Source organism: Pseudomonas sp. TH15 (assembly GCF_016651105.1).
GTDB lineage: Bacteria > Pseudomonadota > Gammaproteobacteria > Pseudomonadales > Pseudomonadaceae > Aquipseudomonas.
In genome coordinates this window covers 4,563,142-4,588,853 of record NZ_JAEKEL010000001.1, presented here as the reverse complement: position 1 = coordinate 4,588,853, position 25,712 = coordinate 4,563,142, and the positions used below count along the sequence as shown (strand labels likewise).

At 58.7% G+C, this 25,712-nt stretch carries 24 protein-coding genes, 1 tRNA gene and 1 pseudogene; 10 read left to right on the top strand and 16 right to left on the bottom strand.

From position 1 onward, the window contains the following. Positions 1-65: 65 nt before the first annotated feature. The 3 genes from JFT87_RS20585 to gstA all read right to left on the bottom strand — a co-directional run bounded on the left by JFT87_RS20585 (position 66) and on the right by gstA (position 3,485). A complete protein-coding gene (locus JFT87_RS20585) occupies positions 66-2,054 on the bottom strand; it encodes a peptidase U32 family protein (protein WP_201204173.1) in 1,989 nt (662 codons plus the stop codon). A gap of 345 nt (positions 2,055-2,399) precedes the next feature. Next, positions 2,400-2,780: a RidA family protein gene (locus JFT87_RS20580; RefSeq protein ID WP_201204171.1), complete on the bottom strand. Its 381-nt coding sequence runs from the start codon at positions 2,778-2,780 to the stop codon at positions 2,400-2,402. A 93-nt stretch (positions 2,781-2,873) separates the two neighbouring features. After that, complete coding sequence (gene gstA, locus JFT87_RS20575) at positions 2,874-3,485, bottom strand: glutathione transferase GstA (RefSeq protein ID WP_201204170.1); 612 nt, start codon at positions 3,483-3,485, stop codon at positions 2,874-2,876. A gap of 109 nt (positions 3,486-3,594) precedes the next feature. Between gstA and JFT87_RS20570 the strand changes: the two genes are divergently transcribed. Further along, on the top strand, positions 3,595-4,491 hold the full coding sequence (locus tag JFT87_RS20570; RefSeq protein ID WP_201204169.1) for a transcriptional regulator GcvA: 897 nt from the start codon (positions 3,595-3,597) through the stop codon (positions 4,489-4,491). Positions 4,492-5,160: 669 nt separating this feature from the next. Here the strand turns inward: JFT87_RS20570 and JFT87_RS20565 are convergent. Beyond that, the gene (locus tag JFT87_RS20565) at positions 5,161-5,370 is read right to left on the bottom strand and encodes a hypothetical protein (protein ID WP_201204168.1); all 210 of its coding nucleotides are present in this window, start codon (positions 5,368-5,370) and stop codon (positions 5,161-5,163) included. Between the two features lie 103 nt (positions 5,371-5,473). On the opposite strand from JFT87_RS20565, the pseudogene JFT87_RS20560 reads away from it, so the two are divergent. Beyond that, a pseudogene (locus tag JFT87_RS20560) lies at positions 5,474-6,018 on the top strand (NADAR family protein). A gap of 43 nt (positions 6,019-6,061) precedes the next feature. On the opposite strand, the gene JFT87_RS28495 reads toward JFT87_RS20560, so the two are convergent. The 8 genes from JFT87_RS28495 to JFT87_RS20525 all read right to left on the bottom strand — a co-directional run bounded on the left by JFT87_RS28495 (position 6,062) and on the right by JFT87_RS20525 (position 12,674). Then, on the bottom strand, positions 6,062-6,931 hold the full coding sequence (locus JFT87_RS28495; protein WP_242487280.1) for an EAL domain-containing protein: 870 nt from the start codon (positions 6,929-6,931) through the stop codon (positions 6,062-6,064). Next, positions 6,835-7,641, bottom strand: coding sequence for a CSS-motif domain-containing protein (locus JFT87_RS28490; protein WP_242487279.1), 807 nt, complete (start codon positions 7,639-7,641; stop codon positions 6,835-6,837). Before JFT87_RS28490 ends, JFT87_RS28495 begins: the two co-directional genes overlap by 97 nt. Before the next feature lie 102 nt (positions 7,642-7,743). Continuing rightward, entirely contained in the window at positions 7,744-8,811 is a 1,068-nt protein-coding gene (locus tag JFT87_RS20550; protein WP_201204167.1) for an AraC family transcriptional regulator, read from the bottom strand. 90 nt (positions 8,812-8,901) lie between these two features. Then, positions 8,902-9,597 (bottom strand): SDR family NAD(P)-dependent oxidoreductase, encoded by a 696-nt coding sequence (locus tag JFT87_RS20545; protein WP_201204166.1) that lies wholly within the window; start codon positions 9,595-9,597, stop codon positions 8,902-8,904. Between the two features lie 213 nt (positions 9,598-9,810). Beyond that, the gene (locus JFT87_RS20540; protein ID WP_201204165.1) at positions 9,811-10,173 is read right to left on the bottom strand and encodes a hypothetical protein; all 363 of its coding nucleotides are present in this window, start codon (positions 10,171-10,173) and stop codon (positions 9,811-9,813) included. 162 nt (positions 10,174-10,335) lie between these two features. Continuing rightward, positions 10,336-10,896 carry a fasciclin domain-containing protein gene (locus JFT87_RS20535; RefSeq protein ID WP_201204163.1) on the bottom strand — a complete coding sequence of 187 codons (561 nt, stop codon included), beginning with the start codon at positions 10,894-10,896 and terminating at the stop codon, positions 10,336-10,338. A gap of 440 nt (positions 10,897-11,336) precedes the next feature. Further along, a complete protein-coding gene (locus JFT87_RS20530) occupies positions 11,337-12,074 on the bottom strand; it encodes an NAD-dependent epimerase/dehydratase family protein (protein WP_201204161.1) in 738 nt (245 codons plus the stop codon). Between the two features lie 512 nt (positions 12,075-12,586). Further along, positions 12,587-12,674 (bottom strand) — tRNA-Ser (locus tag JFT87_RS20525). A gap of 123 nt (positions 12,675-12,797) precedes the next feature. Here JFT87_RS20525 and JFT87_RS20520 point away from each other — a divergent pair. Both JFT87_RS20520 and JFT87_RS20515 read left to right on the top strand, forming a co-directional pair. After that, the gene (locus JFT87_RS20520) at positions 12,798-13,469 is read left to right on the top strand and encodes a Bax inhibitor-1/YccA family protein (RefSeq protein WP_201204159.1); all 672 of its coding nucleotides are present in this window, start codon (positions 12,798-12,800) and stop codon (positions 13,467-13,469) included. 419 nt (positions 13,470-13,888) lie between these two features. Next, positions 13,889-15,235 carry a hypothetical protein gene (locus JFT87_RS20515; protein WP_201204157.1) on the top strand — a complete coding sequence of 449 codons (1,347 nt, stop codon included), beginning with the start codon at positions 13,889-13,891 and terminating at the stop codon, positions 15,233-15,235. Positions 15,236-15,279: 44 nt separating this feature from the next. Here the strand turns inward: JFT87_RS20515 and JFT87_RS20510 are convergent, their stop codons facing one another. Together JFT87_RS20510 and JFT87_RS20505 are read right to left on the bottom strand one after the other, a co-directional pair. After that, a complete protein-coding gene (locus JFT87_RS20510) occupies positions 15,280-15,606 on the bottom strand; it encodes a YceK/YidQ family lipoprotein (RefSeq protein ID WP_201204155.1) in 327 nt (108 codons plus the stop codon). Positions 15,607-15,664: 58 nt separating this feature from the next. Then, a complete protein-coding gene (locus JFT87_RS20505; protein WP_201204153.1) occupies positions 15,665-16,102 on the bottom strand; it encodes an Lrp/AsnC family transcriptional regulator in 438 nt (145 codons plus the stop codon). A 138-nt stretch (positions 16,103-16,240) separates the two neighbouring features. Here JFT87_RS20505 and JFT87_RS20500 point away from each other — a divergent pair, with 138 nt between their 5' ends. Next, complete coding sequence (locus JFT87_RS20500; protein WP_201204150.1) at positions 16,241-17,134, top strand: DMT family transporter; 894 nt, start codon at positions 16,241-16,243, stop codon at positions 17,132-17,134. Between the two features lie 3 nt (positions 17,135-17,137). Here JFT87_RS20500 and JFT87_RS20495 read toward each other — a convergent pair whose 3' ends face one another. Both JFT87_RS20495 and JFT87_RS20490 read right to left on the bottom strand, forming a co-directional pair. Beyond that, the gene (locus JFT87_RS20495) at positions 17,138-18,175 is read right to left on the bottom strand and encodes an FUSC family protein (RefSeq protein WP_201204148.1); all 1,038 of its coding nucleotides are present in this window, start codon (positions 18,173-18,175) and stop codon (positions 17,138-17,140) included. A 38-nt stretch (positions 18,176-18,213) separates the two neighbouring features. Next, entirely contained in the window at positions 18,214-19,839 is a 1,626-nt protein-coding gene (locus tag JFT87_RS20490; RefSeq protein ID WP_201204146.1) for an NADP-dependent glyceraldehyde-3-phosphate dehydrogenase, read from the bottom strand. Between the two features lie 280 nt (positions 19,840-20,119). On the opposite strand from JFT87_RS20490, the gene JFT87_RS20485 reads away from it, so the two are divergent. From JFT87_RS20485 to JFT87_RS20465, 5 genes are all read left to right on the top strand, one after another. Further along, the gene (locus JFT87_RS20485; RefSeq protein WP_201204144.1) at positions 20,120-20,482 is read left to right on the top strand and encodes a c-type cytochrome; all 363 of its coding nucleotides are present in this window, start codon (positions 20,120-20,122) and stop codon (positions 20,480-20,482) included. A 10-nt stretch (positions 20,483-20,492) separates the two neighbouring features. Beyond that, positions 20,493-21,887, top strand: coding sequence for a D-arabinono-1,4-lactone oxidase (locus JFT87_RS20480; RefSeq protein WP_416195268.1), 1,395 nt, complete (start codon positions 20,493-20,495; stop codon positions 21,885-21,887). A gap of 74 nt (positions 21,888-21,961) precedes the next feature. Next, entirely contained in the window at positions 21,962-23,170 is a 1,209-nt protein-coding gene (locus JFT87_RS20475; RefSeq protein WP_201205298.1) for a DSD1 family PLP-dependent enzyme, read from the top strand. Positions 23,171-23,442: 272 nt separating this feature from the next. Further along, positions 23,443-24,054, top strand: a complete 612-nt coding sequence (locus tag JFT87_RS20470; RefSeq protein WP_201204143.1) for a transposase — start codon at positions 23,443-23,445, stop codon at positions 24,052-24,054. Between the two features lie 59 nt (positions 24,055-24,113). Continuing rightward, entirely contained in the window at positions 24,114-25,712 is a 1,599-nt protein-coding gene (locus JFT87_RS20465; RefSeq protein ID WP_201204142.1) for a ShlB/FhaC/HecB family hemolysin secretion/activation protein, read from the top strand.

The following is a 25,712-nucleotide window of genomic DNA, read 5'->3' as shown; positions in this document are numbered from 1 at the left end:
TGCGATTTGGCCTGGCAGAGCAGGGATGGCCTGCGCGGCGCCGAGGCACCGCGCAGGCTCTGCACTCAGTGCGGTGCGCGCGGGATGGTTTTCATCAGGTCTTCGGGGCTGATGTGGCCGACCACGCTGCCCGGTTGCGGCAGGTTGAGGATGTGGCCTTTCATCTTGCCGATGATGTGCATCTCGCACGGCTTGCAATCGAACTTCAGCGTCAGCACTTCATCGCCGTGGATCAACTGCATCGGCGCGACTTTGGTGCGCACACCGGTCACGCCTTTGGCCTGTTTCGGGCACAGGTTGAAGGAGAAACGCAGGCAGTGCTTGGTGATCATCACCGGCACTTCGCCTGGCTCTTCGTGCGCTTCATACGCGGCGTCGATCAGCTTCACGCCATGACGGTGATAGAAGTCGCGAGCCTTCTGGTTGTACACGTTGGCGAGGAACGTCAGGTGCGAATCCGGGTACACCGGCGGCGGGCTGGTTTCGGCTTTGCGGCCGCCACGCGGGTGCGCGGCGACGCGGGCGGCGGTCAGGGCTTCGATCACTTCGCGACGCAGGGATTTGAGCTGCGAGTTCGGGATGAAGAATGCCTGTGGCGCATCGAGTTTGATGTCGGTGGCGTGGTACTGCGTGGTGCCGAGCTGACCGAGCAGATCGCGCAACTGTTCCAGCGCTTGCTCAGGCTTGTTGGCCACGCCGAACGGGCCGTCCAGGGTGACACTGGCGCTGATGCCTTCTTCGCTGGTGGCGGTGATTTCCAACTGCTCTTCGCGCAGACGGGCGAACCAGCTCAACGCCACACGACGCTCGGAGGAGGTCTTTTGCAGTGCCTGTTGCCAGTTATGGTCGAGGTTGCGATTGAGCGGGTGGTTCGGGCGCAGCTTGAACAAGCCTTCCGGCATTTCGTTCGGCTCGACGCGGTAGCGGTAGCGCTTCTCGCCGTCTTCTTCGAACTCGCCCTTGGCTTCGGCGATGTTAGCGCGGAAACCGACCACGTCACGTTTGACCAGCACGTTAAGGCCATCGCCGTTGGACAGTGGCTCGTGGGTCACGACCTGCATGTCACGCTTGCCGACTTTTTCGACGGTGCCGACCGGCAGACCGGTGAAGGTCGGCGAGTCGAACGCGCCGATGTCGATCTTGCGATCAGTCACGAAGTAGTCGGTGCTGCCCCGGTGGAAAGTCTTTTCCGGGTCCGGCAGGAAGAAGTGCGCGGTGCGGCCGCTGGAAGCGCGGGCGAGGTCCGGACGATCTTCGAGGACGTCGTCGAGGCGCTGACGGTAATAGGCCGTGATGTTTTTCACGTAGCCCATGTCCTTATAGCGACCTTCGATCTTGAACGAGCGCACGCCGGCTTCGACCAGGGCGCGGATGTTGGCGCTCTGGTTATTGTCTTTCATTGATAGCAGGTGTTTTTCGTAGGCGATCACGCCACCCTTTTCATCTTTAAGGGTGTACGGCAAACGGCAGGCCTGCGAGCAGTCGCCACGGTTGGCGCTGCGCCCGGTCTGCGCGTGGGAAATGTTGCACTGGCCGGAGAACGCCACGCACAACGCGCCATGGATGAAGAATTCGATGGCGGCGTCGGTTTCGTCGGCGATGGCGCGGATCTCTTGCAGGTTCAGCTCACGGGCCAAAACAAGCTGCGAGAAACCGGCCTGGTCGAGGAATTTTGCTCGCTCCAGGGTGCGAATGTCGGTCTGGGTCGAGGCGTGCAGCTCGATCGGCGGGATGTCCAGTTCCATCACGCCCAGATCCTGAACGATCAGCGCGTCGACACCAGCGTCGTACAACTGATGGATCAGCTTGCGCGCCGGCTCCAGTTCGTTGTCGTGGAGGATGGTGTTGATGGTGGTGAAGATCCGCGCGTGATACTTGCGGGCGAACTCCACCAGATCGGCGATTTCGCTCACTTCGTTGCAGGCGTTATGGCGGGCGCCGAAGCTCGGGCCACCAATGTAGACGGCGTCGGCGCCGTGCAGGATCGCCTCACGGGCGATGGCCACATCGCGGGCAGGGCTGAGCAATTCCAGATGATGCTTGGGCAAGGACATAGTTTTTTTAGTCAGGCTGTCACGGTTAGGCGCGCATTCTACCCCCGAAACGCGCGCCCGGCACGCCCGTGCTGCCCGATGGCGTCACTCTCCACTGCGCACCTGCAGGAGCCGAGCCTGCTCGCGAAAGCGGTATGTCAGGCAGCAGCCTGGCAAGCTGTGCCGGCGCCATCGCGAGCAAGCTTGGCTCCTACAGGATTTTGCGTTGTCGCGGGTTCCGGGGACACCGCCAAACATTGTAGGAGCTGCGGCACGCTGCGATCTGTTGATTCTGGCTTTGATTTTCAAGATCAAAGGATCGCAGCCTCGTTTACTCGACAGCTCCTACGGGGGATTTCGCGGGTGTCAGCCCTTGGCCGCCATCGCGGTGACTTCAACACGCATACCTTCAACGGCCAGTGATGCCACGCCAACAGCGGCGCGGACCGGCCACGGCTTGGCAAAAAAACGTTTGTAAACCTCGTTGAACGCGGCGCGGTCAGCCATGTCGGTGAGGTAGATCGTCAGGTGCATGACGCGGTCCATGGAACTGCCGGCACGTTCCAACGCGACCTTCAGCGCCTGCAAGGTGCATTCGCTCTGCTCGATGATGCCGCCCAGCTCCAGACTGCCGTCGGCGCGGGTCGGGATCTGGGTGGAGACCAACAGGCCGCCGAAACCGGCGACGTCCGAGGAAATGGAATCCGCGTCAGGGTCGGGGGTGAAGGTGATGTCGTGGTTTGCCATGAGGATCTCTTGTTTGAGCGGATAAGGATCGCGCCAGTTTACAGATTCCCCGCCGGCATGGCCCGTTCAGAGCAAATCCGCTGTAAATCCCGATCAGACCGGCGCAGTCGCCGCTTCAGCCGCCATGGCCGAAACGACACTGCGGCGCGCGGCGATACGGCGCAGGTAGGCCGCCAGCACCGGCCAATCGCGGATATCGATATCGAACGTCGGCAGCCACCCGAGCACGGTGAACAGATAGGCGTCGGCCACACCGAACGTCACCATCAGGTATTGCTGATCTGCGAGCTGGTGACAGAGGAAATCGAGGCGTTTGCAGAGCTTCTGCTTGAACATCGTTTTGACCGTGTCCGGCAAGTCCGCATTGAACAACGGTGCGCTGCCACCATGAATTTCCGAACTGATGAAACTCAGATGTTCCTGTAACCGTACGCGCTCCCAAGTGCCCTGTGCCGGTGCCAGCGTGTTGCCGGGAACTTGATCAACGAGAAACTGCAGGATCGCCGGCCCTTCCGTCAGCACCTCGCCATTGTCCAGTTCCAGCGCTGCGACGTAGCCCTTGGGATTGATGGTGCGAAAGTCACGGCCATCGGCGGTGCACTTGCTCTGGTTATTCACGCGAATCAGTTCGAAGGGTAACTCCAGCTCGCGCAGAACGATGTGAGGCGACAGCGAGCAGGTCATGGGTGCGAAATACAGTTTCATGGCAATGCCTGGTAAGGAGGAGGCGCCAGAATCCATTGCGGCGTGGGGATTCGCAAAGGTCATTTGTGCTGTTAGCGTATGACAAAATCTCATGAGCGCAGGATTGCCAATGATCGCCAGACTTCCTTCCCTGAACGGCTTGAGAGCCTTTGAGTCCGCCGCTCGGCATATGAGCTTTACCAAAGCGGCCGAAGAACTGAATGTCACGCAAACGGCGATCAGTCATCAGATTCGTCGACTTGAAAACGAGCTCGGCGTGCAGCTGTTTCTGCGGCTCAAGGATGGCTTGGCGCTCAGCGACGACGGGCAGGCGTACTTTCCTGGCCTTCGGGCGGCGTTTCATGAGTTGCGCTATTCAACGGAGCAACTGCTGGCGTCGCGCAACAACAGCGTGTTGACCCTCAGTACGCTGGTGTCGGTAGCGTCAAAGTGGTTGCTGCCGCGGCTGCCGTCATTTCAGCAGGCATTTCCCGAGATCGATGTGCGAGTCAGTGCATCCACCGATCTGGTGGATTTTCGCAAGGGCGCAATCGATGCGGCGATTCGCTACGGCCGTGGCGACTGGAAAGGCCTGCGCGCTGATTTTCTGATGTCCGATGAAATCTTCCCGGTGTGCAGCCCGGCATTGCTCAGCGGCCCGAAAGCCTTGAACGTACCTGCGGATCTCGCTCACCACACTCTGTTGCAGGTCAGTGGCGTGACGGCCGATGACTGGAGCACCTGGCTGGGCGCGGCTGGCCAACCATCGCATTTGGCTGCCGGGCCACGGCTGACTTTTGACCTGGCACTGATGGCGGTGCAGGCGGCCGTGGACGGGCAGGGCGTGTGCATCGGCCGTTCGACCTATGTCGATGATGACTTGCGTGCGGGGCGTCTGGTCGCGCCCTTCAGTCTGCGCCTGCAAGATCCCTTGGGTTTTTATCTGGTGACGCCACATGAAACGGCCGATTCGAGAAAAATTCAGGCCTTGAGGCAGTGGTTGCTCGATTGCAGCCAACCCGACTAGTCATCGCAGGCGGGCGACCCTCCGAACTTGGTATCACGCAGACAGAAATAGCTTTTTTCTTGAAGGTTATGGGCGCTGCCGTGCAGGGCAGAACGTTCTGATCGACTTCGATCGAAAGTGATTCGCCCTCCATCTCGCTCGCGGGGATCTGGATGATGCATATGCCTTTGCTGCTTCGAGACGACCACTCGAGGTTCTTGATCACCTGGTTATCCATTTTTACCACCAGCGGATTGCGTACAGCGCAGTTGTCCAGCGTCGGGTGGCTGGTGACGATCGCGAAAGGTCGGTATTTGTCATCGGGTGTTGAGTAAAACAACGGAATCATAAACAGCGCGACTACGGACGTTTCACCCACCTGATGCAACGTCACTCGCAGTGGTTCGGCGGCGCAAACGGTTTTCACAATGGTGTTGCCGCGAGGGGAGGTTTCATCGACCCAGCCTGCGTGGGCGTCGGGTTTCCAGTTATGCCCCCATTTGTAGTCAGTGCAACCGGCAAGACTTGAAAGTACCGCGAGACACACAGCAATCCTATGCATGATGAAGCGTCCTGAATGTAGGGATGAACCGTTTTGATCGGGTGACTATCTGGTGTGGCCGGCGTCTATGCAGCGTTCTACCCGTTCGAGTATCAGTACAGCTGCAATCTCTGAGCTGAGCGGCAGACTCAATGAAGGGTAACCACTCTGCGACTTTCGCCAATGCGGATCCTGTCGAGTGCCCGGTTCAATGCATCAAGTGCATCGAGCAGGGCCTTGGCTTCTGCCTCGCGTCCCTCGCCCCACAGGCGTTCGGCCATTTTGTTCAGGGCCAGAATAGAACGCTCGATTTCAGTGGCCGTCGCCGAGTCGTTACTGACTGTTTGTTTGTTCGCCATTGATCAATCCTTTACTCACTCGAGTTAACCCGTGAATCGAGATTTATCCGCGCCAGTGGTGTTAAATCGCGCACATAAACAAGCCGTCGCCGAGGAGGCATCATTGCACGACTCTAAATATCTTGAAGAGCTTCGCGCTCGCTTCAATTCGGGAGAGAAACTCGAGTTTACTTTTTCTGGGGCCATCAACGCAGCAAAAGTGGCGTGACCGCTTCGTGCTTCAGCCAATGGTACAACGCCGAATTCACGGTCGATGGGCAACGTTACCTGACCGCCGAACATTTCATGATGGCTGAGAAAGCCGCGCTGTTTGGTGATGACGACATTCGTGCGCAAGTGCTCCAGGCCTCCACGCCCAACGAAGCCAAGGCAGTGGGCCGCAAGGTGCGCGGATTCAACGATCAGGATTGGCTGCAACAGCGCTATGCGATTGTCGTGCGGGCCAACCAGGCCAAGTTTGCGCAAAACCCCGAGATGAACGCGTTTCTCAAGGAGACGGGATCGAGGGTTATCGTCGAGGCAAGTCCGGTGGATAACATTTGGGGCATTGGTCTGACTCAGGATGACGCGAAGGCGAAAGATCCCAACCTGTGGGAAGGCCTGAATCTGTTGGGATTTGCACTGATGCAGGTTCGTGACGGCGTTTGAGGCGACCGTTTTCGTCAGCGGGTCATCTGTGCACAATCCTGCATCAGGCGCTTGTAGCGAGCGCAAGCGGCTCAGGGCTCGGCAAGTGCTCGCGATAAAAACGCAGGAACTCACTGGCGCGCATGGCTTTGGCGAAATACCAGCCTTGGGCGAAACGGACATGGTGCGCCTTGAGACTGTCGATCTGGTGCGCTTGCTCGACGCCTTCGGCCACCATCTCCAAACCCAGTCTGTTAGCCATTTGCATGATCTGCTCGGTGACCGGGCAGGGCTGGCCGTCGCTATTGATGCGGTCGATGAAAGCCTTATCGAGCTTCAAGACATCCAGCGGCAATTCCTGCAAATGTTTAAGGCTCGAATAACCCGTGCCGAAGTCATCGATGGCCACACAGTGACCGCTGGCTCTTGCGTTTTCGAGAACGTGGCGAGCACGTTCGATGTCGACCAGGCCACCTTCAGTTACCTCCAGCCAGACCTGCGCGGGGCGCACCCGGGATTTGCCCATGGCGGCGTGCAATACCGGCATAAAGCGTCCGCTGTCGACATCGGCGGCTGACAGGTTGATCGACACGTGCAGGCGCGGGTCAGCCGCCAGTGCCGGGCCCAGGTCGCGCATGACTTCGTCGATGACCTGATCGGTAATCGGCAGGATCAAACCACTGTGTTCAGCCAAAGGGATGAACTGTAAAGGCGAGACCAGATTGCCGTCCGGTTGCTGCCAGCGCACCAGCACCTCTGCGCCGACGCAATGTTCGTTGTACAGGTCCATGATCGGCTGGTAATGCGCCACGAATTCGTGTTGCTGCACGGCGCGTTTCAGCTCCGCCAGCGGCGACAATTGGCGCTTGGCCCCCGCCAGATCATGATCAACAACAGCATTGCCGTGATCGCGCCGAACGGCAGGAGTAACCATTCGGCACGGCGCAGGTCGCTCCAGATCTCGTCCCGCGAGACGGCGGCGACGGCAATCCAGTCGCCGCGCCCGACCAGGGCGTACAGATAGCCGTCCGCCAACCCGGCATGCGAGCCGCCGTGGAACAGGGCAAGGATTTTATCCAGACCTGCGCTAGACGCGCCGACCAAGTGCCCGCTGCTGGCGGCGATCGCCAGTTTCACGTTGTCATCGAGTGCGACTTCGAGAAACTGCTTCGGGTCGACCAGCACGTTGAAGGCTGCATATTGCAGCGCCATCATCGGTTTTGACGGGGCGATTCTGGGCTCGACATTGACCGAGACACGCACGCCATCCGCAGTGGTGAAGTCTTCCGGCCATGGCGCCACGTGTTTACCTACGGTGCCCCAGGAACTGCAAACGAAGACTTCTTCTTCGACATAGCCCACCGACTTCACCGAATGAACGTTGAGTGCGATCAGACGCATCTGATCGATGCCCTCGGCGGTACACGGTGCAAGGGGCAACGCCGCTAAGGTTTTGAGCGCCGTGGAGGCTTCGCGCAGTGTGACGTCTGCCTGATGCGAAGCGATTTGGGCGAGGGCTTCGAGACGTTGATGAGTGCTATTGATCGCCAGCATCCACGCCAGGTAACACGCCAACCCCAGTGAAACCACCACACTGAGAATTGCCAGAAAGACGCTTACCCCGATAATCCGCGCGCGATGCATGTTGCCGCCTTGGCCTTGTTGGCCATTCAGTTCGCTGCGTAGCGACTGATTCAGTTTCTGCGACTATTTTGAGCGTTTGCCGCGCGGCGCCATTGACCCAGATCAAGCCCTCGATTGGCGATCCATGTCGACTCTTGCCGCGGTGGTATTCGGTTTGGCGCGAAGGGTTTTGCGATATTCCGCCGGAGAGATGCCATGCGCCTGGCGAAATGCATGGCTGAAAGAACTGGCTTGAGAAAAGCCCAGCAGCAGGGCGATGTCCATGATGCTGGAGTCGGTGCGTCGCAAGTAATGATCGGCCAGTTCCATGCGCAGGTTTTCCAGAACCTGATTGAAGTTTTCACCCTCGACCGCCAGTTTGCGCTGCAGGGTGCGCGGTGAAATGGCCAACTGGCTCGCCAGACTTTTCAAACTGAAATCGCCGCTCGGCAGTTGTTCGGTGAGCAGGGCGCGCAACCGATCGGTGGCGGTGAGCGCTGGATAGGCCAGGCACATTTGCCAGTCAGCCTCCAGCAGCATGTTGCGATGGGCGCGCGGATCGGCGCCGTGGATCCTGCTCGACAGCAGTGACTCGGCAAACACCAGCGCATTGCTGCCAGCATCGAACTGCACCGGGCAGCCAAAAAAGTGTTCATACAGGGCCGTATCACCGATAGGCGAATGCATCATGCGCACTTCGAGCATGGGCGCGTTGCTGGCGATCAACCAGCGTCCGAACGCCGCCCAGCCGACCAGCAACGCTTCCTGATGCAGCGCGCAATAAGGTTCCAGTTCACTGATGCGTTGATGTTCAAGTGTCACGCGTCCGTCGCTGATGACGATCCGCGTTTGGCTGGAGGGGCAGTCGTAAACGATTTTGCCGAAACGCAGAATCATGTTCATCGATTCACCCAGCGTCGGGCTGGTCATCAACACATAACCGAGCGCGCCGTAGGTGCCGGGGCGCACCGCCGCGCCGACCAGCAGGCCGAAATGCGCAAGGTTACTGACGCGCGCCGTCAGGTCCAGAAGCGCGCGCACATGGCGCATGGGCACGCGCAGCATGGAGTCGGCCAGTTGTTCGCGGGCGAGGCCGATCTGGTTCAACAGCCAATCGCCATCGCAACCGTGTCGCTCGGCGACATCAAGGACGTGGTTGACGAATGCAGCGCTGGAGGTGGCGGGTCGCATGGGAGGCGGGGAAGTCCGGTAATCCGGTGATCTTGCTTTTCCGAAATTTGAAGGAGGCGACGTCGCGAGAGCGCGCGGCGTCAATCGACGCTACATGCGACCCATCACCGGAATACCCGTGCCGGTGACCGCTGAGGCTTGTTCCGAGATCAGGAACAGGATGACGGCGGCCAGTTGCGCCGGCGTCACCCAGCGCTGATGGTCGGCGTCCGGCATGGCCCCGCGATTTTGCGGCGTGTCGAGAATGCTCGGCAGCACCGCGTTGACCGTGATGTCCATGTCTTTGAGTTCCTCGGCAAGGCTTTCCGTCAGGCGCAGTACGCTGGATTTCGAGGCAGCATAGGCGCCCATCCCCAACCCGGCCTTGGCCGCCATGCTCGCGCCGATATTGACGATGCGCCCGGCGGAAGATTTCAGCAGCAGCGGCAACATGGCTTTGCTGGCGTTCAGCGCGGTGCGCAAGTTCAACGTATAGAGGCGGTCCCAGGCTTCTATCGCGCCACCGAGCAAGGGTTCCCATGCATAGCCGCCCGCGACGTTGACCAACGCATCGAGTCGGCCGTAATGGTCGTTGATCTGCTGAGCGACTTCCTGGCAATCGGCAAAGGAGGTGAGATCGACTCCCGACAATATCAATCGTTTGGCCGAGCAAGGAATCGCGATAGGCGCCTGATCGATCAGCACCAGGTCTGCACCTTGGGCGGCTGCCATTTCAGCGAGGGTCTCGCCGAGATTCCCCAGGGCGCCAGTAATCGCCACAACGCGCCGTGAGAGTGATCGAGTCATCGAGAATCCTTTCCTTTCGAAGGGCGCATACTCTAATGATATCGATGGGCCGTGGCATGCTTTTGCAGGTCAACTTGTTGTGCAAAGGTGCCAATATTTTATTGGTTTGCGTAACGCTGTGTTGAAGCAGATTTCAGTCGCCAAAAAATTGGCCCGCCAGAAACGAAAAAGCCCCGAATAATCGGGGCTTTGTGTTATCTGCCAGCGGTGCGATCACGCATCGGGTGGTACGTCGTTCACCGTGATTGCTGCACCCTCGTGGAGTTTTGCGCAGTGATCAGAATTATAGATACCGACGAGCAATGCGTCCTGATCCGCTCTGGGCAGAGACCTCAGATTCCACTTGGCTTTGATCTCATCGTGCATCTGTTTTGCGTCGGCAATCGATGGCTGGTAACCGCTTTTTGCCGATGCCCAATTGGCGTGATTGGAGATGATGTCGATCTTGTCCGTCTGACCGACGAGCTTGGCTGCCATCGAGCATTCAAGGATGCTTTTTATCTCCTGTTTGCCGGCGTCATCGGAGCACGCGGTGAGGATGGCGGCGGAGGCCAGGACAAGTAGCAGTCTTTTCATGACGAGTCTTCCTTGATAGACGCGCGGGACGGGAATCGAGTCCCGCTGAGGTGCGTTGTCTATCGGCCTGTCAGGCGCATACTTGAATCTTTCAAGCTAGAGATCGCCGAACCCTGTTTGAGGCGGACGCGAGCATTTTCGCGTCCGCCGCGGCCATGAAAATCAATTCGGCATCAGTACCGTATCGATCACGTGTATGACGCCGTTGGACTGTGTGACGTCAGCGATGGTGATGGCGGCTTTGCCTCCTTTAGCGTCCTGCACCCATAACTTGCCGTCGTGCAGCATGACGGTCAGAGATTCGCCCTGTACGGTTTTCAGCATCACTTTGCCGCCGTGCATTTTGGCGTCATCCATCAGCTGTTTGGAGGTGTGAGTGCCGGCCACCACGTGGTAAGTGAGGATTTTCGTCAGGTCAGCCTTGTGTTCGGGTTTGACCAAGGTGTCGACCGTACCGGCAGGTAGTTTTGCGAAGGCCTCGTTGGTGGGGGCGAAGACGGTGAACGGCCCTTTGCTGTTGAGCGTGTCGACCAATCCAGCGGCCTTGACCGCGGCGACGAGTGTCGTGTGATCTTTGGAGTTGACCGCGTTTTCGACAATGGTTTTGGTCGGATACATGGCAGCGCCGCCGACCATCACGGTATCGGCAGCAAAACTGGATCCAGCACCGAGGCATAGCAGTGTCAGGCAAGTGATAGCGAGGCGTTTGATGAGCGAGTGCATGTTGAGTCTCCTGGATTCTTCGACCCTTCGTATGAGGGTATTGAATGTACGGAGCAGGAGCGCAAGCGGATGCACCGCCAGGCAAAATTTTTCTCGGCTCTCGCGCATGCCGCCCAAACAGTCGCAACAAACAAGATCAGAACACCGCAACGAGAGGCGTCGCGGCATCACTCTTACTGGGTTGTGGAGGCGTCGGGACACTCATCGGCCGAGCTACGGCGATGCCGGCCGGTGAGCGTGTCACTTGTCGCCTGCGAGCTAGCCGCAAATGCTGCATTTGTGCCCATGCAAGAAAGTGCGGCGAGTGCGAGGATCGAAGCCTTCATTCAACCGTCATTCCAATGGGGCTGTAGCCGAAAAATACTCGGCATGCGGTAGCGGCGAATGATGACGTCTGGATGTTGAAATTTCCAAGTGCTGTCAGAACCCGCCCCCATCAGTTACGAAACAGGGTGCCCCTCCAGAATTGCAAATGCATCATCACGGGGTGCGTACCCAACAACATCCTTCGTTTTATCAATAGAAAGGCGCTTGTATCTATTGTTCGAAACACCATGGACGACGTGGAAACCGCTCAGCTCGGCCTCAACGCAATTTTTGAGTAGCGCGACGACATCCCTGTAACTGATAAACGCAGCGACATCCCTGGGACTGTGAGTCTCTCCGGGATGAAATTCGGCTACGTTGGCGATGCGCACCGCGACGGTCGTCATCAGACCATCATTTGCATACATCGACGCCAGTGCCTCCCCGAACGCTTTGCCGACGCCGTAAAGATTGCCAGGTCTGGGCGCCATGCATTCATGTACTTGCACATCTTTTGGATAACCTTCGATGGCTTGGGCGCTGCTGGCAAATATGAAACGCTTGCAACCCTGCGCCTTCGCGGCGACCAGCATATTGTAGGTACCCACAATATTCACCGGCAGGACAGAGGTCATGAAGTCAGCATCTGCATTAGGATCAGCCGCTAGATGAATCACGGTTTCTATTCCTTCGCAGGCCGCAAGACAGTTGTGCAGATCTCGGATGTCGAGGGCGAGGTGTTCGACTGAATCCGGAAAACTATTGACGTCGACATCGGCTAAACGCAAATCCAGTTCATCGCCATACGCTGCCCAAAAAGCACTGCCGATTCTGCCCGCAGCACCGGTGACCAAAATTTTTCCCGCACTCATTTCCGTGTGTCCTCAGGGGAGAGAGTCCATTCAGGCCTCTCAGTAACCCCGATGAATACCATTCTTGGTCGCTCTACATCAAGGGAACACCAACACGGTGAGCTATCAAATCGAAGATGGGGTCCATTGGGTTCTCGTGTCTTTTTGTCGGTTTTCCTGGGTCTCTCCACAATGACAATTTTGGCCCAAAGTCGTCAGCCGGACGTTTTCTGCGACGTCGGCCAATCCGCGCGACCTAGTTCGTGAGCTCCATGATGGCGGCTTCTAGTGCGAATTTGTTTTCGTTATTTTGAAGGGCAGGGAAGGGAGCAGATCTGAAATTGGCACTCAACGCTCCTCCGTGAAAGACCCAGCGTAGGACCGGGTTACATGAAGAGTGTTTTACGTTTGGCAGGGCGGCAGAGAAGGCAGAAAGCAGGTCGAGTTATGGAACACATTCTGAAAGACGGAAATTTTCGTAAACCCCAGAAACGAAAAAGCCCTGACTAATCAGGGCTCTAACGTATTCAAGATGGCGGAGGCGATGGGATTCGAACTCATGGACCTGTTACAGTCGACGGTTTTCAAGACCGTTGCCTTAAACCACTCGGCCACACCTCCGTTTGTGTTGCGGGCGCCATAATACCTGAATGAAACACACTGTCAAACTCTCTGCATGGCTTGTTACAGAGCGTCTGTTATGATCTTTGCGACTGAACGTTTCAAACCAACAGGAGTGTCGCTATGCGCGAACAGGATTACGCAGTTAATAACAGCGTGCAGGCTGAGCAGCTAGAGGTTAGCCGCGTCCTGCGCAACACATACGGCTTGCTCGCTCTCACCCTCGCATTCAGCGGTGTGATGGCGTTCGTTGCTCAGCAGATGCGTGTCGGTTACCCGAACGTTTTCGTGGTGCTGATCGGCTTCTATGGCCTTTTCTTCCTTACCAACAAACTCCGTGACTCGGCCTGGGGCCTGGTGTCGGCTTTTGCCTTGACCGGTTTCATGGGTTTCTTGCTCGGCCCGATTCTCAACCGTTACCTGGGTATGCAGGGCGGGGCTGAAGTCGTGAGTTCCGCGTTCGCGATGACTGCACTGGTGTTCGGTGGTCTGTCGGCCTACGTGCTGATCACCCGCAAGGACATGAGCTTCCTGGGTGGTTTCATCACCGCCGGGTTCTTCGTGTTGCTGGGTGCGACGCTGGCGGGCATGTTCTTCAAGATCAGCGGTCTGCAACTGGCGATCAGCGCAGGTTTCGTGCTGTTCTCCTCGGTCTGCATTCTGTTCCAGACCAGCGCCATCATTCAGGGCGGCGAGCGTAACTACATCATGGCGACCATCAGCCTGTATGTATCGATCTACAACCTGTTCATCAGTTTGTTGCAGATCTTCGGCATCATGAGCCGCGATGATTAATCGCAAGTCTTGAGTAAAAAACCCGCTTAGGCGGGTTTTTTATTGTCTGTAAAACGAGTGATGGCCTTTTACTTACAAAATAGAGGGAAAAGTCTGGCGCTTTGATTGAAATGACCTACACCTGTAAGCAAGGAAGGACGGTAATTGATCGACAGGAGTCGGTATGCAGCATCTCCCCTCGGCCCTCGCGTCTCTCTCGTTCACTTCCAGCACTAACGTAAACCGGCTACTGGCCGGGTTGAGTGTGCTCGTTCGCCCAGCAAAACCCAGGAGGTGCAAGAGGTAAGAATCGGCTTAAACCCTGACCGTATCCCGGCTATCGAACCGGGACCCTGATGCCATAAAAATAATGGAGGCTCTGCAAGGCAGGAGTGAATCTCGAGCCATGGCAGGCGTTGTCCCAGTCAAGGAGACGATCGATGAACCAGCCCCAATCAAAGCTTGCAGTAGTCGCAGTATCAGCAGCGCTGTTCAGTGCAGCGTCCAGTGCCGGTGTCTATCCCGATTATGGGTATGCACCGCCCGCCAGCTACACCGGCGAAAAATTCGTACTCAGCCAGAGTTACCCGGCGACGGCGCCAAAAGGCCCACTACCGGAGTTCTTCAAGAAACTGCCGGCCAAGCCGGATAACAATTTCGAGACCTGGCGCGGCTACATGGAGGAAGTGAAAAATTACTGCCTGGAAGGCAACGTCGATAACAACTGGGATGTACAGAAAAACAAGGTGCGTCAGTGGTATCACATGCCCTGGCAACACTATGGCCCACTGGGCCGCGAAGGTATTCATGGGTTGACCAAGGAAGCGCAGATCAAGGCCAAGCAATTGGCGCCGACCCAGGTCGCCACCGGCCAGACCTATGCGGTGGGCATTTACAACGATATCGGTGCCTACACCATCGGCGAGGTCTGGAAAGACCCGCAAAACCCCGATCCCAAGTACACCTCGAAACCGAACAGCTTTGCCAACGGCACTGTCGTGTGTAAAGCCCTGTTCGCCGACATCGACCGCAACACCGTGCCTTTTCTGGTTAACCCCGTTCTGTGGCAGGGCTACATCACCGACACGTTTACTTCCGTCAATCGCAAGATCAAAGATGTCGCGCTGATCCAGATGGACATCGCCGTGCGTGACACGCGCATGAGCGATACAGGCTGGATTTTCGGTACCTTCCAGTACAACGGTGAGAAAACCGGCAAGGCCGGCTGGGACAATCTGGTACCGGTGGGGATCATGTGGGGCAATGATCCGCAAGAAATCGGCAATGACTTCACCAACCCGGAGCCAACCGTTACCAAGATTAATAGTGCGCTGCAACAGACCGCCATCAACGCCGACAAGGAACTGCCACCCACTCATCTGGGCTGGAACGGTCGCCTCAACGGCCCGGTGGACAATCCCAACAGCTCCTGTCTGAGCTGCCACGCCACCGCCGAGTCGCCGCAACTGGCGATCATGAACCCGACTTTTCAGAGCAACGCGCCGAAGCCGGGATCACCTGAATGGATGCGCTGGTTCCAGAACATTCCAGCAGGCCATGCCTTCACACCGAGTGCACAAAGCACCGACTACAGCCTGCAGTTGTCGGGTGGTCTGGTGAATTTCTATGAATGGAAGTGCGACATGGGCGGTATCTACGAGGACGGCAAGAACGCCTGCACCAAAGCGGCCAGCATGAAGCTGAAGATGTCGCAGGAAAGCAACGCCGCGCCAGAGGCTCATCAAAAAGTCATACGTGACCCGAGCCTGCAGCAACTGCTGGAGTAAACCGCTGCCGCCTCCGTACGCATGGGCGTGCGGAGGCGCTCAGCTCAATTGATCTCGATGCTGCCGTCGGCCTGTTGTTTGTAGATCGTGTAGGGCAACAGCAAGGTATCGAGCACTCCAGACGCGCCAACATCGATCAGCATGCCGAAATTCGCATTGTTATAGTCAAAGGCATCGACACCGTCCCGCAGTTCGGCGTGCATCATGCAGAAGTCATACGTCACGCCGCTGTAGATCCGCGGTACGGCTCCGCAATAGGTCTTCTTCTCCTTGAGGTTTTGCGCAGAGTCTTTATCACTCAGCGCAACGGTCTGCACCGTGCCGCAGCCGGCCAGCATCAACGATGCGAGCAGCATTGCCTGTATTTTCATTACCGCCAATCCTTCGCCGGAAAAACCTCAATCTACGCCGAACGTGCGGAAAAAGCACTCACGCCATCGGCGGCAAGCGACGCTTGACCGGGGTCTTCTTGACGATCGCTGTATTGGTTTCAGCCATTGTATTAAGGCGGTCGAGCAGGGTGTCCAGTTGCTCCATCGAACGTACATGCAAACGGGCGATGAAGCAGTCCTCGCCGGTGACTTTGTCGCACTCGGTGAACTCGGGAATGGACTGAATCTGCCGTTCCACTTCTTGCAGTTGTCCCGGCAGTGGCCGCACTCGCACGATGGCCTGCAACTGATAACCAAAGCATTTTGGATCAATTTCGACCGTGTAGCCCTTGAGCACGCCACGCTCCTCCAGTCGCCGTAGACGTTCGGCCACGCTCGGCGAAGACAATCCACTGAGCTGCGCCAGTGCTTTCAGCGAGCGCCGCGAATCCTCCATCAATGCGTTGATGAGGATCTGATCAATATCGTCGGTCATGAACAAACTCCAGTATTAGGCAATCAAGCAAAATTACCCGCGATAAAAAAGGCAAATATCGAGTTTAGCCTGCTTTTAGTGCTGGAGAGTTGAACGGCGGGATCGGCATACTTTTGCCACGACCACAGGAGATCAATAATGGACAAAACACTCCGTAGCGGCACAGTTGAAATGACCGCCGCCATGCTCATATCCGGGACGATCGGCTGGTTCGTGCTGGTGTCCGGGCAACCGGTACTGGATGTGGTGTTCTGGCGCTGTGTGTTCGGTGCCGGCACCTTATTGCTGATCTGCGCGGCGTTTGGCTTCCTGCGGTCGGGCATTCTGACCCGCAGCACATTCCTGCTGACGGTGCTCAGCGGTGTGGCGATTGTCGGTAACTGGCTGTTGCTGTTTGCGTCTTACTCCCGCGCATCGATTGCCATTGGCACGGCGGTTTATAACGTTCAACCGTTCATGCTGGTGGGTTTGGCTGCGCTGTTTCTTGGGGAGAAAATCACCCTGCAGAAGCTGTTCTGGCTGGGCATATCGTTCCTGGGGATGCTGGCGATTGTCAGCGCCCACGGTGAGCAGGGCGCGGGTGGCAGTGATTACTTGGTGGGGATCGGCTTGGCGCTAGGCGCGGCGTTCCTATACGCGATTGCTGCATTGATTATCAAGCGCCTGACGGGCACACCGCCGCACCTGATCGCGTTGATCCAGGTCTGCACCGGCGTACTGTTGCTCGCACCCTTTGCGCACTTTTCGGCGTTGCCTCAAGCGCCAAGTGCATGGGCCAGCCTGGTGACCCTGGGCATCGTGCACACCGGCGTGATGTACGTGCTGCTTTACGGCGCGATTCAAAAACTGCCGACGGCGTTGACCGGTGCGTTGTCGTTTATCTACCCGATTGCGGCGATTTTCGTCGACTGGTTTGCCTTCGGCCATCGTCTGGAACCGCTGCAATGGCTCGGCGTCGCCGCTATCCTGCTGGCCGCCGCCGGTATGCAGCAGGGCTGGGGTTTGAAGCTGCGTCGAGTGGCCATGCAGTAACAGTCAGATGTTCCAGCGCGGGGCAGTCTTGGACAGGCGCTGGCGCATTTCGCCGATGTTGGCGGCCAGTTGCCGGGTCAACAAGCGGTAGCCATCCAGCGGACTGTAAACCGGCGCATCGAGGCTGGCGTCCGGTAGCTCCACCGGCCGATTGAGCCGCTGGGACGCCCCGGACTTCAAGGCCCGGGCCATTCCGATCAGTTGCACCCGGATCTGCCGGTGCTCGGCCTTCAACGCCGTTTGCAGGTGAGCCATGGCGACCGGGTCACTGGCATCCGGTCGGGTGTTACCGAGGATCTCCAGCGTGCTGATGCACATACGCAGATTGCGTTGGATGGCGTCCAACTCCGTCATGGATATCCGCACCTCCTTGGACACCGATGGCATCAGCGAGCGCAGTTGCACCATCACCGCGCTGAGGCGACCCATGATTTTGAGGTGTTCGTCAGCGCTAACCGGTTGGCCGTTGATGATGCGCCCGTAAATGGTTGCGCAGTCGCGCAAGGCATCGGCCAGGTTGTAGCGCCAGGAGAACACCGCGTACAGCGGCAGGGCAAAGGAAAACGCCAGGGCCAGGGCGATGCCGATGAGGATATCGACCCCGCGCCACAACCCGTCAGTGACCGGGTTGTCGCCATGCCCGGCGACGATAAACACGGTGATCGCCGACAGCAGCGCCGTGTAACCACCCTTGCCGATGGCGTGATACGAGAAGAACCCGCACACCACCGACATCGCGAAATAAGTCAGCCATGGCATCCCGAGCCAGGCCTGTTGTGCCACCAGCAGCAAGCCGACCCCTGCACCGATCAAGGTGCCTATTGCCCGCTCGGCGGCTTTTTTGCCAATGTTGCCGTGGTGCTGCAAGCCGCCGATCACCACCAGCATAGTCACCGACGCCCACTCGCCGTGGGGCAGGTGGATGCCGGTGGTCAGCAGGATCGTCGCCAGCAACCCCAGAGAAACCCGTACCGCGTGGATGACTCGGGCGTTTCGATAGCGCCGATAAGGGTCGAGTAACGGACGCAGCAATCGGCGCATCAGGGGTGGCAGGCGATAGGCTTTCAGGTCAGGTTTCCTCAGAAAATGTAATCAGTCGTCAGGAAGCTCGAATCGCGCCCGCGAATGATCTCGCTAATGAGCGCTTTGTTGCTGTCCTGGAACTTGGTCGCCACCAGTGTCCGGATCGAAAACACCCGCAACGCATCATGTACCGACAGTGTGCCTTCGGCGGAGTTCTTGCGGCCGTTGAACGGGAAGGTGTCCGGGCCGCGCTGGCACTGGGCGTTAATGTTGATGCGCCCGACCTGATTGGCGAAGGTGTCGACCAATCGGCCAACCGCCACCGGGTTGGTGCCGAAGATACTCAGCTGCTGGCCGAAATCCGATTCAAGGACGTAATCGATCACCGTATCCAGATGCCGGTACGGCACGATCGGCACCACAGGGCCGAACTGCTCTTCCTGATAGACGCGCATCTGCGGGTTCACCGGGTACAGCACCGCCGGGTAGAAGAACGACGCGCGGGCCTCTCCACCGTTGGGATTGACCACAGTGGCGCCTTTACTGACCGCGTCTGCCACCAGCGAATGCAGGTATTCGACCTTGCTCGCTTCCGGCAGCGGCGTCAGCGCCACGCCGGTGTCCCACGGCATGCCGGGTTTGAGGGTGGCGAGTTTGGCGTTGAATTTCTCGATGAACGACTCGACCACATCTTCATGGACGAAGAGGATTTTCAACGCGGTGCAGCGCTGGCCATTGAACGACAGCGAACCGGTGAGCGCTTCGCTGACGGCGTTGTCCAGGTCCACCTCGGGCAGCACGATGCCGGGGTTTTTCGCGTCCAGGCCCAGCGCGGCGCGCAAGCGGTGTGGTTTCGGGTGAAGCTTTTTCAGGTCGCTGGCAGCTTTGTTGGTGCCGATAAACGCGAAGATATCGATCTTGCCGCTGGCCATCAGCGCGCTGACGGTTTCGCGGCCGCTGCCGTAGATCACATTGATCACGCCGGTCGGGAAGCTGTCGCGGAAGGCTTCCAGCAGCGGGCGAATCAACAACACGCCGAGCTTGGCCGGTTTGAACACCACGGTGTTGCCCATGATCAGCGCCGGAATCAGCGTGGTGAAGGTTTCGTTCAGCGGGTAGTTGTAAGGTCCCATGCACAGCGCCACGCCCAGTGGTACGCGGCGGATCTGGCCAAGTGTGTCCTGTTCCAGCTCGAAACGGCTGGAGCGGCGGTCGAGTTCCTTGAGGGCGTTGATGGTGTCGACGATGTAATCGCAGGTGCGGTCGAATTCTTTTTCCGAGTCCTTGAGGTTCTTGCCGATTTCCCACATCAGCAACTTCACCACCGCGTCACGCTGCTGGCGCATACGCCCCAGGAAGGATTCGACGTGTTGAATGCGCTCGGCCACGCGCATGGTCGGCCACAGGCCCTGGCCACGGTCGTAGGCGCGGACGGCGGCGTCGAGAGCGGTCAATGCGGTTTCAGCATCCAGCAGCGGCGTGCTGCCAAGGATCACTTGCTCGTCGCCATTCTCGCCGGTCAGATACACCGGGCTGCGGACTTGGGCGAGGGGGCCGCTCCAGGTTCGTAACTCGCCATCGACCAGGTATTCACGTTGCTCGGTCTGGCCGTCGAGGCGGTATTTTTCCGGGATGTCGCTGCTGTCGGGAAACAGATTGCCAAGGATGTGTGCTGTGGTCATGTCGCTACCCCGTATTTGAAGTCGGCGTGCAATTGAAAAGTCTGTACAGGTTATACGCCTGAATGCGCCGAAATTTAAACCCGCAAATGTCACTCGAATGTCACGCAAAGGCGCAGAGCAGAGGGCGGCTGGCCGAACCGAAATCCCTACAGGGGGCTCGCCCGAAACATTGGCTGGCCCCGTTTGCCCCCCTCGTTGTCCCGCAATGCCCTCAACCGTTGTCTGCCGCTGTCTTAAGGTGTGATTACAACAATAAGCGGCATCCCACGCGAGGAACGTCATGCGTTCAATCCGATGCATCGCATTGCTGACTCTGGCCATCGCACTGGCCGGCTGTGGCGATGACGCCAAACCGACGACCAGTTCCAGCATCGCCAACAACGCCGTGCCCAAAGACCCGGCCCTGGCGCAGGTCTACGCCAACAGTTGCAAGCTCTGCCACGCCAATCCCGCCGCCGGGGCGCCGATGACCGGCGACAAAAAAGCCTGGGAGCCGCGGGTGCTGCAAGGCGCCGACACGCTGCTCGATCACGCGATCAACGGCTACAACGGCATGCCGCCGATGGGCCAGTGCGTTGAATGCAGCGAAGAACAATTCCTGCAACTGATCGGCTTCATGGCCGACCAGCCCCTCCCACAATAAGGTGCCCGGCATGACAATGGACCTGACACGACGTCAGTTATTGCAACGGGCGAGCATCATCGGTGCCTTCACTGCGCTCGGTTCCAGCCCGGCGCTGGCCGAACTGCTGCGCGCGCCACGATTGATTCCCTGGCGCAACTGGTCCGGCGGCCAGAGTTGCCTGCCGGCGGCGCGGTTGGCGCCGAAAAACCTCGATGAACTGACCCAAGTGATTCGCCAGGCCCCCGGCAAGATCCGCCCGGTCGGCTCGGCGCATTCCTTCAGCGCGCTGGTGCCGACCGACGGCACGCTGTTGTCCATGAGCTACTTTACCGGCCTGCTCGACCACGATCCCAGCACGTTGCAGGCCGAGTTCGCCGGCGGTACGCCGATGTCACGCATGGGCACGCCGCTCAAGGACATCGGTCAGGCGCTGCAGAACATGGCCGACATCGACTACCAGACCCTCGCCGGTGCGATTTCTACGTCGACCCACGGTACCGGCAAGACGTTTCAATCCTACTCGGCCCACGTCTCTGGCCTGCAACTGGTCACCGCCAGCGGCGAAGTGCTCGACTGTGACAGCACCCATCACCCCGAAGTGTTCAGCGCTGCCCGGGTTTCCCTCGGGGCTTTGGGCGTGGCGAGCAAAATACGCCTGCAAAATCGCCCGGCCTATCGTCTGAGAGAACGCCAGTGGATCGCCAAAACCGAAGAACTGCTGGAAGACATCGACAAAAACACTCAGGAAAACCAACACTGGGAAATGCTCGTGGTGACCCATTCCGACTACGCCTTGTCGATCGCCCTGAATGAAACCACCGACCCGGCCACGCCGCCGATCCCGGCAGATGAGGAGGGCGGCAACGAGTTCGTGACCCTGATCGAGAAGATCGACAAGTACGGCAGCGACTTCCCCGACCTGCGCCGCACCATGCTCAATAACCTGCGCCACCTCGCCAGTTTCGATGACCGTGTGGGCGACTCGTTCGACATCTACGCCAACGTGCGCACCGTGCGTTTCAACGAGATGGAATATTCGGTGTCGGCCGAATACGGCCCGGCCTGCCTGCGGGAAATCCTCAAGCTGATTCAGGACAAAGACCTGCGTACCTGGTTTCCCATCGAATACCGCTACGTCAAAGCCGACGACATTCCCCTGAGCATGTTCGAAGGCCGCGACAGCTGCTCGATCTCGGTTCACCAGCATTACCAGATGGACCATCACAACTTCTTCGCCGCCGTCGAACCGATCTTCTGGAAGTACAACGGCAGGCCGCATTGGGGGAAATTGCACACGCTCAACGCGAAGAACCTGCAGCCGCTCTACCCACGCTGGCGAGAATTCATCGAGGTCCGCCAGGCGCTGGACCCCAGCGGCAAGTTTCTCAACGCGCATCTGATGTCGATTCTGGGGGTGAGCTGATGGCCGTGAATCGACGCAATTTTCTGCTCGGCAGTGTAGGCGTGGGCGCCTTGCTGATTGGCGTTGGCGCATGGCTGCGACCGGGGGACAGGGGCGGACCGTACAGCGAATATTTCCGTGCGTTGAATCGAGAACTCAAGGACCACGGCCCGATGCGTCCGGTGATGTTGATCGATCTGGACCGCCTCGATCACAACATCGACGTGGTGATGCAATCGGTCCAGCGCGCCGGCAAACACTTGCGGCTGGTGGAGAAATCCCTGCCGGCGCCAGGGTTGCTGACGTACATCGCCCAGCGTGCCGGCACGAAGCGTTTGATGTCATTTCACCAGCCATTTCTCAACCACGACGCCGTGCAATTTCCCGACGCCGACATCCTGCTCGGCAAACCGCTGCCGGTGCGTTCGGCGCAGTTGTTTTACGAAACCCACAAAGGGCCATTCGACCCGGCGAAGCAGTTGCAGTGGTTGCTCGATACCCCCGAGCGACTCCGGCAATACCTGGCGCTTGCGCAAGGTCTGGGCACGCGACTGCGCGTAAACATCGAGCTGGACGTCGGCTTGCATCGCGGCGGTGTCAGCGACCTGGGCGTGCTCGGGCAGATGCTGGCGCTGATCAGCGCTCACCCGCAACACCTGGAGTTCGGCGGGTTCATGGGCTACGACCCGTTCGTGGGCATGGGCGTGCCGGGGATTCTTGGTTCGCCCGAGGAACTGTTCGCCAAAGTTATGGTGATCTACAACCGCTGTGTCGATTTCACTCGTCAGCAGTATCCGGGCTTGTGGCGTGAAGGTCTGACGCTCAATACCGCCGGCAGTCCGAGTTATCGCATGCACGAACAGGAAAGCCTGAGCAGCGAAGTCTCGGTGGGCACGGCGATGCTCAAACCGACGCACTATGATTTGCCATCGTTGGTGGACCATGTGCCGGCGGCGTACATCGCCACGCCGGTGTTGAAAAGCACCGGCGCGGTGAACATTCCGGCGCTGGACGACAAGTCGAAACTGTTCTCGTGGTGGGACGCCAATCAGCGCGAGACATTCTTCATTTATGGCGGCAACTGGATGGCCGAGTTCGAATCACCCCAGGGATTGCAGAGCAACGGCGTGTATGGCCGCAGCTCCAACCAGGAAATGGTCAACGGCTCCAGCGCAGTGGGATTGGTGGTGGAAGATCAAGTGTTCCTGCGTCCGACCCAGACTGAGTCGGTGTTGTTGCAGTTTGGTGATTTGCTCGCTGTACGCGGCGGCAAAATCGTCGATACCTGGCCGGTCTACGCCTGATCCAAAGTCCCCACGAATCCCCCTGTGGGAGCGGGCTTGCTCGCGAAAGCGTCCTGTCAGTTAACATCTCTATCAACTGATCCACCGCTTTCGAGCAAGCCCGCTCCCACAGGGTTTTGTGTTGTCTGTTAAATCCCGATCAATTCTGTAATGAAGCTTTTATGACAAAAGTTCGGTAGCACATCGCCAGTCCGGTCATGCCTATGTAACGCGCTTGAGGGGCCCAACGGGGCGCTTTTCACAAGCCGAGGCGGGACGCCGGGAGTGAGGCAATGGGGACTATGGAACGCTACTCGAAAGTGGGCATGCAGGAACTCGATCAACGCTTGTCGAAGATCGTCGAAGCCGCGCGCAAGAAGCCGGTTTCGGTGTATCGCTACGGCGCGCCGTGGGTCTGGATTGTCTCGCAGGATGACTGGCAGGGCGCCTTGAAAGAGGTCTCCAGCTACATTCCGCCCGGTCATTCGCTGGTGCTGCTGCGCCCGCAGATCGACGATTTGCTCGACGCCCATCGCGACCTGTTGCACGACCTCAATGCCGAGCCCGGCATGCTCATCCCCGCGCAAACGGTCATGCACATCCTGCTCCTGCAACTGCTCTATTCGGTGCCCAGCGAACAGCAGCTTTATGAACAGCTCAATTACAACCTGCTGTTCCGCTGGTTCGTCGGCCTCGGTCTGAATCAGAAAGTCTGGAGCTTCAACATCCTCAGTCGCGACATCGCCACGCTGCTCAATAACCCGCGTGCGGTGCTGCTCATCCAGAAAATCATCGGCGAAGTGTTCTGCGGTGCCTTGCTGCAAATGCCCGAGTTCTCCTTGAACTTCGCGCTGTTGCACACCTGGCTGGGCAAGCACGCCTGCGCCCCGCACGTCAGCAATTAACAGCGGCAACACGCCGGGCGTTGAAACGCCAACAGGTCATCGCGAATTCAGGGGGTAGTGTGGAACCGATTTTCAAGTCACGGCTGGCGCTGTGCGGCTGGCTGCTGGTGACGGCAGGCGCGCAGCCGGCATTGGCCGAAGAGGCTGCGCAAACAGCGGCGTCGCAACGTTTGGTCGACGTCAACGAATACTTCGTGCGCGGCAATACCGTGCTTGATGCACGGGCGATTGAAGAGGCGGTGTACCCGTTTCTCGGCCCGCAAAAAGGCATGAACGACATCGAAGGCGCACGTGATGCGTTGCAGAAGGCCTATCAGGAACGCGGCTATCAGTCGGTGTTTGTCGAGCTGCCGGAGCAAGCGGTGGCCGACGGCATCGTCTACATGCAAGTCAGCGAAACCAAGGTTGGCCGGGTGCGTGTGGTCGGCGCCAAGCATTACTCACCGCTGGACATCCGCGACAACGTCCCGGCGCTGAAGGAAGGCGAGGTACCAGACTTCGCCAAGGTTCAGGGCGAACTGGCGCAGCTCAACAAAACCCCGGGCCGTCAGGTCATGCCGTTGGTGCGTGAAGGTCAGCGCCCAGGCACCATGGACGTCGATTTGCAGGTTGAAGATCAGAACCCATGGACGGCCAGCGTCGGCCTCAACAACGACTACAGCGCCGACACCGAAAAGCTGCGCGCAGTCACCAGCCTCGGTTACAACAACCTCTGGCAACTCGGCCACAGCGTCAACCTGACGTTCTTCACCGCGCCGCAGGACACCGACAACGCCAAGGTCTGGTCGGGTTCCTACACCGCGCCGCTGAGCGAGCGCTGGAGCGTGCAGGTCTCCGGTTACCAGTCCGACAGCAACGTCGCCACCATCGGTGGCAGCAACGTGCTCGGCAAAGGTCATTCTTACGGCGTATCAGCGATCTACACGTTGCCCTCCAGCGGCAACTGGTCGAACTCGCTGTCGGCCGGCGTCGACTTCAAAGACTTCGACGAACGCCTGACCCTGTCCGGCGAAAGCGATCAGGTGCCGCTCAAGTACGCGCCCTTCACCTTCGCCTACAACGGCTATCGCTATACCGAAAAGAGCCAGCTCGGCCTCGGCCTGAGCCTGGTCGCGGCTACCCGCAGCCTCTTTGGTTACGGCAGTTCCGACGAAGACTTCGACTACAAACGCTACCGCGCCAAACCGAGCTTCGCCGTGCTCAAGGGCGACGGCAATTACACCTGGACATTCGACAGCGACTGGCAGAGCGCGAGCAAAGCTGCGTTCCAGTTAGCGTCCGGGCCACTGGTTTCCAACGAACAGTTCTCTGCCGGCGGCGCCACTTCGGTGCGCGGCTATCTGGCTGCCGAGCGCACCGCTGACGACGGTGTGCTGCTCAGTCAGGAAATTCGCACGCCATCGCTGGCCAAGTACGCCGGCACCTGGATGCAGGACTGGCGTTTCTATGCCTTTGCCGAAGGCGCACAGCTTTATCTACGCGATGAGCTGCCGGATCAGGACGCCGATTACGCCTTGGCCAGTGTCGGCCTCGGCACCCGCGCCAGCCTGAGCAAATGGCTGTCCGGCAGCCTCGACTGGGGCTACCCGCTACTCGAAGGGCCGAACACCTCGAAACAGGAATCGCGCCTGCACTTCAACCTTCAAGCCACTTTCTGA